This is a genomic window from Catenulispora rubra (assembly GCF_015356825.1).
GTDB classification, from domain to species: domain Bacteria; phylum Actinomycetota; class Actinomycetes; order Streptomycetales; family Catenulisporaceae; genus Catenulispora; species Catenulispora rubra.
The window spans coordinates 23,259-34,127 of record NZ_JAACYW010000104.1 but is presented as its reverse complement, the minus strand read 5'-3'; the positions used below and the strand labels follow the sequence as shown (position 1 = coordinate 34,127).

Here is a 10,869-nt window from a genome sequence, read left to right as displayed (position 1 = left end):
GGGCCGGGGCGGGGGGCTTGGCGGTAGACGGTGGTGCCCCAGCGGAGGTCGTGGCCGATGGCTTGGATGTCGAGTTCGGCTGTCACGACGTTCTCCTCGCCGCGGCGCCAGCGGTTGATGCGGAGGCGGCCTGCGGCCACCACCGGGTCGCCGACGCCCATGCTGCTCGCCACGTGGTCGGCCAGGGTGCGCCAGCAGACCGCGCTGAAGTAGTTGGGGTCGCCTTCGGTCCAGGTGCCCGTGCGTTTGTCGTAACGGCGGGGGGTGTTGCGGATCTGGAAGCGGGCGATCGGGTTGCCGTCGGCGGACTGGCCGTAGCGGACTTCGCTGCAGACGGTGCCGACCACGGTGACGGTGGTTTCGTTCATCGGTGCATCCCCCTGGATGTGCTGATGTGCTTGTGCTCTGGCTGATCTGGCTGGTTCTGGCAGTTCTGGCAGTTCTGGCAGTTCTGGCTCTGTGGTGCTGGTGATCGCCGGCCCCCGGGTGCTTCTGGGACTATGCTCGCATTCTTCGCCAATCGGGCACAAGGGTTCGAAGGAGGGTGCACTCGATCGGCCCAGTCAGGGCTCTTCCGTGGGGCGCTGGGCGGTTTTAGTGTTTGCCGAAACGCAGCCGAAGCAGGAGGTTCGTCGTGACCGGTACCCAGGAGAACGCTGCCGCTGAGGACTTCGACACCGCGATCGCGGGGCTGACCGTGCCCGCCCTGCTCGAGCGCAACGCGATCGAGCACGGGGAGCGGCCGGCGCTCACCAGCGCTCCGGATGCCGCCGGCAGTACCAGCACCCTGACCTGGTCCGAGTTGCGGGAGCGCGCCGCGGAGTTCTCCGAGGGGCTGGTGGCGCTGGGTCTGGAGCCCGGGGACCGGTTGCTCACCATGATGTCCAGCCGGCTCGAGCACTGGATCGTCGACTACGGCGCTCAGCACGCCCGCGCCATCCCCTGCACCGCCTACGCCACCCTGTCCACCGACCAGATCGGCTACGTCGCCGCGCACAGCGCCGCCCCGATCGTGGTGCTGGAGGGCCGGCACGACATCGAGCGCTGGCAGCCGGTGCTGGCCGACCTGCCCGCCCTGCGGCACGTCATCGTGGTCGAGGAGGCCGACTCCGTCGTCACCGGCGAGGCCGCGCACGGCAAGCAGTTCCTGCCCTACAGCGCGGTGGTGGCCATCGGCCGCGAGCGCCTGGCCAGCAACCCGAGCCTGTTCGAGCAGCGCTGGCGGCAGATCCGGGCCGAGGACCCGGTCGGCATGATGTACACCTCCGGCACCACCGGCGATCCCAAGGGCGTCGTGCTGACGCATCTCAACGTCCTGTACGAGGCCGAGGTGGTGGACTCGATCACGCCTGTCGCGGACTTCCCCGACACCGTCGCCTACCTGCCGCTGGCCCACATCGCCGAGCGCGAGCTCAGCCTGTACGGCAACGTCATGAAGATCGCGCACGTCCATCTGTGCCCCGACCCCCGGCAGATCGTCGGCGCGCTGGGCCGCGTCCACCCCGTCGCGCTGTTCGGCGTGCCGCGCATCTGGGAGAAGTTGGTCGCCGGTATCCAGGGCCTGCTCAAAATGGCCCCTCCGGAGCAGCGCGAGGCGTTCGAGAAGGCGCACGCGCTCACCCTGGAGGCCTTCGACCTCCGCGCGGCCGGCAAGCAGGTTCCGGAGGAGTTGGCGCAGGCGGTCGAGGAGGCGGACCGCACCGTGATGGCCCCCGCGCGCTCCCTGCTCGGCCTGGACAAGGTCACCCGCGCCACCAGCGGCGCGGCCCCGATCTCGGTGGAGACCCTGCGCTATCTCCACGGCCTGAACCTCCCCCTGATGGAGCTCTGGGGCATGTCCGAGACCAGCGGCGCGGCGACGGTCTGCACGCCGGACGCCAACCGCGTCGGCACCGTCGGCAAGCCGATCCCGGGCGTGGAGCTGAAGCTCGGCGACGACGGCGAGGTGTTCGTCCGCGGCCCGATCGTGCTGGCCGGCTACCTCCAGCCGGACGGCGGCGTCCAGTCCCCGCTGGACGCCGACGGCTGGCTGGCCACCGGCGACGTCGGCACGATCGACGCCGACGGCTTCCTGACCATCACCGACCGCAAGAAGGAGCTCATCATCACCTCCGGCGGCAAGAACATCGCCCCGACGCTGATCGAGAGCCACCTGACCACGCACCCGGCGGTCGGCTTCGCCGCCGCGATCGGCGACCGCCGCCCCTACATCACGGCCCTGATCGTCCTGGACCCCGACGTGTTCGCCGCAGAGGCCGTGCACTCCCCCGAAGCCCGCGCCGCGGTAGAGCAGGCCGTGGAGAACGCCAACGCGAAGCTCTCCAGAGTCGAACAGGTGAAGAAGTACACGATCATCGCAGGGCCCTGGACCCCGGACACCGGTGAGGTCACTCCGAAGCTGAGCCTGCGCCGCCGGGTGATCGTCGACCGCTACTCCGACGTCATCGACGAGATGTACGCGCAGGCAGAGGGAGCCGGCGAAGAGGAGCTTCACGCATAAGCGCGGAAGCGCCTACGGAAGTACTGCATATAGAACGTCATGGGCAGGCGACGTACCCACCGGGGAACCCACGGGTACGTCAGCCGCGCCACCCGCATCCCGGAGCGGAACAACCGCTCGCGGCGCGGGCCCCACGCGAGCCCGAACTGCTTCCGCAGATCCTCCGGCAGCAGGCCTGTAGTGATGAGCCGGTTCACCGGCAACAGCGGACGCAGGAGGAGAGGGACCGCCTTGCTGTAGAGCAGGTCATGACAGATGCGCTTGGCTTCGCCGGAGACCACCAGCGCCGCCAACGCGCTGTCCCAGTACTTCTCGAACTCCTCTACAGAGGACGGCCAGAGGTCCTCAGGACAGCCAAGAAGGGTGCCGTATACGGAGCTCTCCCGACAGAACTCCTCCCGCATCGCAGGAGACATCGGCCCGAGCGTCAGCTCATAAATCTGAACGGCTGACTGATAGAGCGTCGCGGCGACCCAGAGCTGGAGGTCCGGATCGCTGGCGGAGTAGCCCGGCCCCTTGACGTAGGTATGGATGCGGTTCACATGACCGGCGACCCATGCGGATTCCTCACGCGTGCCGAGAGTAGAGCTGTAGATGAAGTCCAGCGTCCCGCGCAGCCGCTTAAAGGGGTGCTCTGCGAAGTTGCTGTGCTCGGCCACTCCCTGCGCAACCTTGGGATGCGCCACCTGAAGCAGAATCGCGCGGCCGGCGCCGACAAGAACACAAGCCTCGCCGACGACCCTCTGGATCGCCGTCTCGCGGGACGTCCTCACTGCGCCAACCCCAATCCGGCCGCACCCGCGAGCAGCCCAGCGGCCAGACTCACGCCGACGTTCGTCGCGGCCTTAGCGAATGCCCGCTCCTCCACCAGCCTCACCGTCTCCACACTGAATGTCGAGAACGTCGTATAGGCCCCGCAGAAGCCGGTACCGAGGATCGCCACCGCTTGTTTGGACAGCCCATGATGGGCACCTATACCCACCAACACCCCCAGGATGAACGCACCTGTGACATTGATGACAAGCGTTCCCCAGGGGAAAGCGCCCCGGTTCCGGGTCGCCACGAACCGGTCTACCAGGTACCGCGCAGGCGCCCCCACAGCGGAGGCGAGCGCAACAGCAAGAAGTGTCATGCGCGGGACCATCCAGGGGAACGCCTGACGAGAACCGCGCGCGCCAGGAAGATACCGAGGGCTGTAGCCACTAGCCCGGAGAACAGACTGCCGAAGACGTTAAGAGCGGCGAACCCATAGCGTCCCGCGGCCATGAGCCGGTCCGTATCGACCATCCATGTGGAGAACGTCGTATAGGCGCCCAGGAACCCGACCGCCCCGAAGGGCCGCACATAGCGCGTCGGCGGCCACACCTCGATGACGCACACCAGTAGCACCGCGAGGATGAAGGACCCGCTCACGTTGATGGCGAACGTCGTCACCGGGAACGTGCGCGCAGCCGTCGGGAACGCCTGGCCGAGCAGGTAGCGCGTGGGCCCGCCGAGGAACCCGCCGACCGCGATGACCGCTACCACCCGCGCGGGGCTCGGCGCCGGAGCCGATGGGGCGCCTGTGGTGCCCGAGGACCCCGAGGCGGCTGAGGACGCCGAACCCGCCGAATCCCCCGAAGGCGTCGCAGACAGGATCGGCGCCTCGACGCTGCTGCCCTCGGCTTCCGGCGGGACCTCGTGGTGCCAGGCGTGGTGCTGCCCGGAGCTGGAGGGCGGCTGTGGCGGATTCACGCGCCCCATGATCGCCTGCACGACCGCCCGGAGCCAAAAGCGTCCGTCCCGGTACGGATGCGGGCATCGCGGACGTCCCCCTATTTCGCCATGGCGCTTATAGCCGAATCCGACCCCTGTCGATTGTTGACGCGCTGGCCAGAGCCGTAGCGACGATGGAATACGGGCCCGGCCGGCGTTCCCTTGGAGTCTCCTCCACAGACGCTTGGATTTTACCGTTACGCCGCAGATCGCGCATTTACAAGCACTGCGACGCGCACCTACATTCACAGGGCATCTCGCGCGAGCAGCCACCCTCACCCGATCTCTCCCACACGCCTGGAGTGAGATGTCTCCCCTTTCCAGACGCACGTTCCTGTCCGCTTCCGCGGCGGCTGCCGCCGGTGCCGCCTTCCTGCCGGAAACGCTGCGCACCGCCATGGCCGCCACCGCGGGCATGAGCGGCTCGCTCAGCGACATCGGCCACATCGTGATCCTGATGCAGGAGAACCGCAGCTTCGACCACTACTTCGGCACCCTGGCCGGGGTCCGCGGGTTCAACGACACCTCGCCGTACGTGTTCCAGAACGGCACCACGGTGTCCACCCAGCCCAACGGCAGCAAGACCATCCTGCCCTGGCACCTGGACACCGCGACCACCAGCGCACAATGCGTCCCGGATCTGGACCATGGCTGGAGCGGCACCCACAACGCGTGGGCCAACGGCTCCTACAACGGCTGGGTCGCGGCCAAGGGCGTCGAGACCATGGGCTACTACACCCGGGCCGACATCCCGTTCCAATTCGCCCTCGCCGACGCCTTCACCATCTGCGACGGCTACCACTGCTCCGTCATGGGCCCGACCAACCCGAACCGGCTCTACCTGTGGACCGGGATGATCGACCCCAACGGCACCGGCGGCGGGCCGGTCACGGACAACTCCGAGGCCGGATACACCTGGACCACCTACCCGGAGCGGCTGCAGGCCGCGGGCATCACCTGGAAGGTGTACCAGGAGACCGACAACTACGACGACAACGCGCTGGCCTGGTTCAACCAGTACAAGAACGCCGCCACCAGCAGCCCGCTCCACCAGCGCGGCATGGTGAAGTCCACGGACTCGGTCGCGGAGTTCCAGGCCGACGTCACCAACGGCACCCTGCCGCAGGTCTCGTGGATCGTCGCCCCGGCCGGCAAGTCCGAACACCCGAACTACGCCCCGGCCCTGGGTGCGGACTACGTCTCGAAGATGCTCACCGCGCTGGCGTCCAACCTGGACGTGTGGTCCAAGACCGTCTTCATCCTCAACTACGACGAGAACGACGGCTTCTTCGACCACGTCGTCCCGCCGACCCCGCCGGCCGGCACGGCCGACGAGTTCGTCGGCGGCCTGCCGATCGGGCTGGGAGTCCGGGTCCCGCAGATCGTGATCTCGCCCTGGTCGCAGGGCGGCTGGGTGGACTCCACGATCTACGACCACACCTCCACGATCCGGCTGATCGAGGCCTGGACCGGGGTGCAGGAGCCGAACATCTCGGCGTGGCGGCGTGCCGTCTGCGGCGACCTCACCACCGCACTGAACTTCGCCAGCACGACCACCACGTTCCCGAGCCTGCCGGCCACCGGCCCGCTGGTGACCGCGGCGAACAACCAGTGCTCGACGCTCCCCACCCCGACCCCGCCGGCCACGCAGAGCATGCCGACTCAGGAGTCCGGCACGAAGGGCCAGCGCGCCACGCTCTACCAGCCGAACGTCACCGGCCGCTACGACCTGGCCGCCGGCCGGTTCTGGACGGACTTCTCCAACGCCGGCGCGCAGGCCGTCCCGCTCCAGGCCTACACCACGGCCTACCGGACCTTCGCGAACTGGCAGTACCTCATCGCGCCGAACTCCACGTCCTCGGACTACTGGAGCGCGCAGAGCGTCAGCGCCGGCAAGTACTCGCTCGACGTGCACGGCCCCAACAGCTTCCTGCGCACGTTCGTCGGCGACCTGACAACCATCAGCAACGCCTCGCTGCCGCACCTGGAAGTGAAGCCGAGCTACGACACCGCGAACAACGCGCTGGTGCTGACGATGACCAACACCGGCACCGCCTCCGCGGTGATCACCGTCAAGGCGAACCACTTCATCACCGGCGGCCCCTGGACCTTCACGGTCGGCGGCGGCGCGACCGTCACCCACTCCTGGTCCACGGCCGGCGGCTGGTACGACTTGACGGCCACCGCGAACGTCGGCGACAACTTCCTGCGCCGGTTCGCCGGGAAGATCGAGACCGGCCAGCCCGCGACGCCCGGCGGCGGGGGCGGCGGCACGCCGGCCGTCCTGGACCGGACCGGCTGGACGGTGAAGTACGTCGACAGCCAGGAGACGGTCGGCGAGAACGGTGCGGCGACCAACGCTATAGACGGCAGCACCTCTACGTTCTGGCACACGCAGTGGTACAACGTCTCGCCGAACCCGCCGTGCCCGCACGAGATCCAGCTCGACATGACCGCCTCGCACTCCGTGTCCGGCTTCACGTACCTGCCGCGGCAGGACGGGGGCAACCACGGTTGGGTCGGCCAGTACGAGTTCTACGTCAGCGCCGACGGCACCAACTGGGGCACCGCGGTGGCGACCGGCACCTTTGCGAACAACAACAGCCTGAAGACGGTGAACTTCACCGCCGCGGCCGGTCGCTACATACGCTTCCGCGCGCTGACGGAGGTCAACGGGAACCCGTGGACCTCCTGTGCGGAGCTGAACGTTATAGGGATCTGATCTACAAAGCCCTATAAGCACGTTCTCTGTAGAGGTGCGCTACCGGAAGGTCTCGTAGCGCATCTCTACGAGGTCGTGGGAGGGGTCGAGGTTGTGCGGCTGAGAACCGCCGGTCAGCACGAACCCCTCCCGTTCGTAGAAGCGGCGGCCGCGCTCGTTGTCGTCCCGGACCAGCAGGACGAGTTCCTTGGCCTCCGTGGTACGCGCGAAGTCGATGACGGCCCGGTTCAGGCGGCGCGCGACGTCGGTTCCGCGCGCCTCGGGGCGGACGTACACGCCCAGGACGATCCATGAGCCCGGACGGTTGAAGTGCGGCGCCGCGCTCCACATGCCGACGAGCCAGCCGGTCGCGTCGTCGACGGCGACGTAGAAGGCCTGCTCCTCGGACGCGGCATTGGTCTGCGCGCGCTCCTGCCACTGCTCGTCCGGAATGGCGAGGGCCTGCTCGTGGGTCTGGCCGAAGTTGGTCGGCGAGTCCAGCAGCGCCTCCAGGCGCAGCTCCCTGAAGTCCCGCCACTCATCCGCAGTGGTGCGGCGCACGGTGTAAGCCATACAGCGCATCTTCACAGGTGTACAGAACCGGACGCCAGCGAGTTCTGCGGAGCGGCCGATCAGGGAATCGGTCAGGCAGCCGTGTCAGGCAGTCGTATCAGGCAGCCGTGTCAGGCACTCATGTCAGGCGACCAGCCCGACGAACCCGGCGAGGAACGCCGGCGCCCCCAGCCCCACCAGGCCCCAGCCGACGACCTCCAGCAGGCCCTCCCGCTTGCACTGCCGGTGGTGCTCCGCCCGGCCGCTGCTGAGCCGGGCCGTGGACTCGTGCAGCCACTTGGCACTGTGGACCGACAGGTCGGCGCGCTTGGCGGCGAGGAGTCTGAGCACGTCCAACGCCAGCACCAGGCCGAGGGCGAGGAACAGCAGTCCGACCGCCACCGCGCCGGCGTCCCCCCAGGTGCCGTGCAGGGCACCGGAGTGGTCGGCCAGGCGAGCGCCCAAAGACCTCGAAGCGGTCATTCCTTGACTCCCAAAGAGTGAATCCGGGATGTGGCCGACGGGGGCGGCGGCCAGTCCTCCAGCAAGAGTCTCACCTATAGATCTGATAGTCGCGACATCTGGGACGAACGTGAGCAACGTTTCGATTAATTCAAGGAAACCGGCGGTGACACCCGCCCGGCCGCCCCAGCAGGCGCACCAGTCCCACAAGGGGCGACCATCGCCGTATGGTGGCCAAGCACTACGCCGCGATCTTCAAGGCGCCGGGGTCGAAGGGCTTCTCCTCCGCCGCGTTCGTGGGCCGGCTGCCGCTGTCGATGCTCGGCCTGGGCATCATCCTCATGATCAAGGAATCGACCGGCAAGTACGCGCTGGCCGGCGTGGTCTCCGGGACGATGGCGCTGGTGCAGGCGTTCTTCGGGCCGTTCCTGGCCCGGCTGATCGACCGGCGCGGGCAGGCCGAGGTCGGGTTCCCGTCGCTGGTCGTCTCCACCGCCGCGCTGATCTCGCTCATGCTCTGCGTGCGTTTCGACGAGCCGACGTGGTCGTGGTTCGCCTCCGCCGCGCTCGCCGGGGCCTTCATGCCGAACGTCGGGGCGCTGGTGCGGGCCCGCTGGACCAAGCTCTACACCGGCACCCCGTCCCTGCACACCGCCTACTCCTTTGAGGCGGTCATGGACGAGGTCGTCTTCATGATCGGCCCGATCCTGGTCACCTTCCTCACCCTGCAGGTCCACCACGAGGCCGGGGTCGGCCTGGCCACCGGGTTCCTGGCGCTGGGCACCTCGGCGTTCCTGATCCAGCGCCGCAGCCAGCCGACGCCGCATCCGCCGGAGCACCACACGGGACCGGCGGCCATCGCCATCCCCGGCATGCGCGTGGTGCTGATCTGCGCGATCGCGATCGGGGTGATGTTCGGCTCGATCGAGGTGGTGACCGTGGCCTTCGCCGAGGAACACGGGCACAGTGACTGGGCCGGGCTGCTGCTGGCCGTCTACGCCGGCGGCAGCTTCATCGCCGGCCTGATCTTCGGCGCGACGCGCTGGGAGGCCCCGCTGGCCAGACGGGCCCTGATCCTGCTGGCGGCGGTGCTGGTCACCTCGACGCCGATGACGGTGGCGCCGAACATCGGCGTGCTGGCCCTGGTGCTGCTGCTGGCCGGGTTCGCCATCTCCCCGACCCTGATCACGCTGGTCGCGCTGGTCGAGTACCTGGTCCCGGCGGCCCGGCTGACCGAGGGCATGGTGATCGAGACCACCGGGGCGGCCGTCGGGATCACCGCCGGGTCGGCGGTCTCGGGCTGGCTCATCGACCGTTCCGGGGCGCACACCGCATATCTGGTCCCAGTGGCAGGAAGCGCCCTCGCCCTCTTGACTGCGCTGCTCGGCTCGCGTTGGCTACGTCCGGGGGATCCGGCGATCGAGTGAACGGCGCGGCTCAGATCTGGCGTGCCGGCGGAAGAATCGGGTGAGGCGTGGCGGGCGCGAACGAGTGGTCCAACTGGGCCGGCAACCAGACGGCGAAGGCGGCCAAGGTGGTCACCCCGCGATCCGCCTCCGAGGTCGTCGAGATCCTGCGCACCGCCGATGACGACGGGATGACCGTCAAGGCCGTCGGCTCGGGCCACTCCTTCACCCCGGCCGCGGTGACCGACGGGGTCCTGGTCAAACCGGACGGCCTGACCCGCCTGAAGCAGATCGACAAGGAAGCCGGACTGGTCACCGTCGAGTCCGGGATGCCGCTGCACCAACTCAACGCACTGCTGGCGGAGAACGGCCTGGCGCTCACCAATATGGGTGATATCCAGGTGCAGACCGCCGCCGGCGCGATCGGCACCGGCACGCACGGCACCGGCCGCGTCTCCGGCTCGATCGCGGCCCAGGTCGCGGCGCTGGAGCTGGTCCTGGCCAACGGCGAGATCGTGATCTGCTCCCCGACCGAGAACGCCGAGCTGTTCCAGGCCGCGCGCCTCGGCGTCGGCGCGGTCGGCTACGTGACCGCGGTGACCTTCCGCACCGAGCCGTCGTTCCTGCTCACCGCCCGCGAGGAGCCGATGAAGCTGGACGCGGTCCTGGAGGGCTTCGACGACCTGGCCGACGGCAACGAGCACTTCGAGTTCTACTGGTTCCCCTACACGACCAGCACCAACATCAAGCGCAACAACCGGTCCTCGGGCCCCGCGGCCCCGCTGTCCGGCTTCCGGCACTGGGTGGACGACGAGTTCCTGTCGAACTCGGTCTTCGGCGCCGCGCAGCGCCTGGCGCGCACCGCCCCGCGGCTGACCAGGACGGTCTCGAAGGTCTCCGGCTCGGCGCTGTCCGCGCGCAGCTACACCGACCGCTCGGACAAGGTGTTCACCTCGCCGCGGCGCGTGAAGTTCGTGGAGATGGAGTACGCGGTTCCGCGTACCGCGTTCGTGGCTGCGTTCCGCGAGGTCACGCAGCTGATCAACAACTCCACCTGGAACGTGAACTTCCCGATCGAGGTGCGCGTGGTCCCCGGCGACGACCTGTGGCTGTCCACGGCGCACGGCCGCGACACCGCGTACATCGCCTGCCACATGTATCAGGGCACGCGGTTCGAGGAGTACTTCAAGGCCGTCGAGCAGGTGCTCGTCGGGCACGAGGGCCGCCCGCACTGGGGCAAGATGCACACCCGCGACGCCGAGTACCTGGGCAAGGCCTACCCGCGCTTCGAGGACTTCCTCGGGGTGCGCGACCGGGTGGACCCGAAGCGGCTGTTCGCCAACGAGTACACCCGGCGCGTGTTCGGGGACTGAGTGTTCGGAGGCTGAGGAGCCGGGGCCAGCGGGTAAAGACCACCGGCACCAGCACCAGCTCCAGCTCCAGGAACACGATCTGCGGGGCCCCCGGCCTCCCCCATCTCGCCAAACCGAACT

10 protein-coding genes are annotated in these 10,869 nt (G+C 68.6%); 4 read left to right on the top strand and 6 right to left on the bottom strand.

What is annotated here, in order from left to right:
- On the bottom strand, window positions 1–368 hold a 368-nt coding region (locus tag GWK61_RS26280), incomplete at its 3' end, for a single-stranded DNA-binding protein (RefSeq protein WP_194912250.1).
- A 266-nt stretch (window positions 369–634) separates the two neighbouring features.
- On the opposite strand from GWK61_RS26280, the gene GWK61_RS26275 reads away from it, so the two are divergent.
- A complete protein-coding gene (locus tag GWK61_RS26275; protein WP_194912248.1) occupies window positions 635–2,500 on the top strand; it encodes an AMP-dependent synthetase/ligase in 1,866 nt (621 codons plus the stop codon).
- Here GWK61_RS26275 and GWK61_RS26270 read toward each other — a convergent pair.
- Genes GWK61_RS26270 through GWK61_RS26260 form a run of 3 tightly spaced genes read right to left on the bottom strand, consistent with a single transcriptional unit; the run spans window position 2,491 to window position 4,234 of the window.
- Window positions 2,491–3,273: an oxygenase MpaB family protein gene (locus tag GWK61_RS26270; RefSeq protein ID WP_194912247.1), complete on the bottom strand. Its 783-nt coding sequence runs from the start codon at window positions 3,271–3,273 to the stop codon at window positions 2,491–2,493. The two genes, GWK61_RS26275 and GWK61_RS26270, sit on opposite strands and share 10 nt — an antisense overlap.
- Window positions 3,270–3,632, bottom strand: a complete 363-nt coding sequence (gene crcB / locus GWK61_RS26265; RefSeq protein WP_194912245.1) for a fluoride efflux transporter CrcB — start codon at window positions 3,630–3,632, stop codon at window positions 3,270–3,272. The genes GWK61_RS26270 and crcB overlap by 4 nt, the downstream gene beginning before the upstream one ends.
- A complete protein-coding gene (locus tag GWK61_RS26260) occupies window positions 3,629–4,234 on the bottom strand; it encodes a fluoride efflux transporter FluC (protein ID WP_323747758.1) in 606 nt (201 codons plus the stop codon). The genes crcB and GWK61_RS26260 overlap by 4 nt, the downstream gene beginning before the upstream one ends.
- 328 nt (window positions 4,235–4,562) lie before the next feature.
- Between GWK61_RS26260 and GWK61_RS26255 the strand changes: the two genes are divergently transcribed.
- Entirely contained in the window at window positions 4,563–6,977 is a 2,415-nt protein-coding gene (locus GWK61_RS26255; protein ID WP_194912239.1) for a phosphocholine-specific phospholipase C, read from the top strand.
- A 39-nt stretch (window positions 6,978–7,016) separates the two neighbouring features.
- Here GWK61_RS26255 and GWK61_RS26250 read toward each other — a convergent pair whose 3' ends face one another.
- Window positions 7,017–7,529, bottom strand: a complete 513-nt coding sequence (locus tag GWK61_RS26250) for a GNAT family N-acetyltransferase (protein ID WP_194912229.1) — start codon at window positions 7,527–7,529, stop codon at window positions 7,017–7,019.
- Window positions 7,530–7,652: 123 nt separating this feature from the next.
- Window positions 7,653–7,991, bottom strand: coding sequence for a hypothetical protein (locus tag GWK61_RS26245; protein WP_194912222.1), 339 nt, complete (start codon window positions 7,989–7,991; stop codon window positions 7,653–7,655).
- Window positions 7,992–8,197: 206 nt separating this feature from the next.
- On the opposite strand from GWK61_RS26245, the gene GWK61_RS26240 reads away from it, so the two are divergent.
- Together GWK61_RS26240 and GWK61_RS26235 are read left to right on the top strand one after the other, a co-directional pair.
- A complete protein-coding gene (locus tag GWK61_RS26240; RefSeq protein ID WP_194912219.1) occupies window positions 8,198–9,397 on the top strand; it encodes an MFS transporter in 1,200 nt (399 codons plus the stop codon).
- 47 nt (window positions 9,398–9,444) lie between these two features.
- Window positions 9,445–10,749, top strand: a complete 1,305-nt coding sequence (locus GWK61_RS26235; protein WP_194912217.1) for a D-arabinono-1,4-lactone oxidase — start codon at window positions 9,445–9,447, stop codon at window positions 10,747–10,749.
- Window positions 10,750–10,869 lie beyond the last annotated feature (120 nt).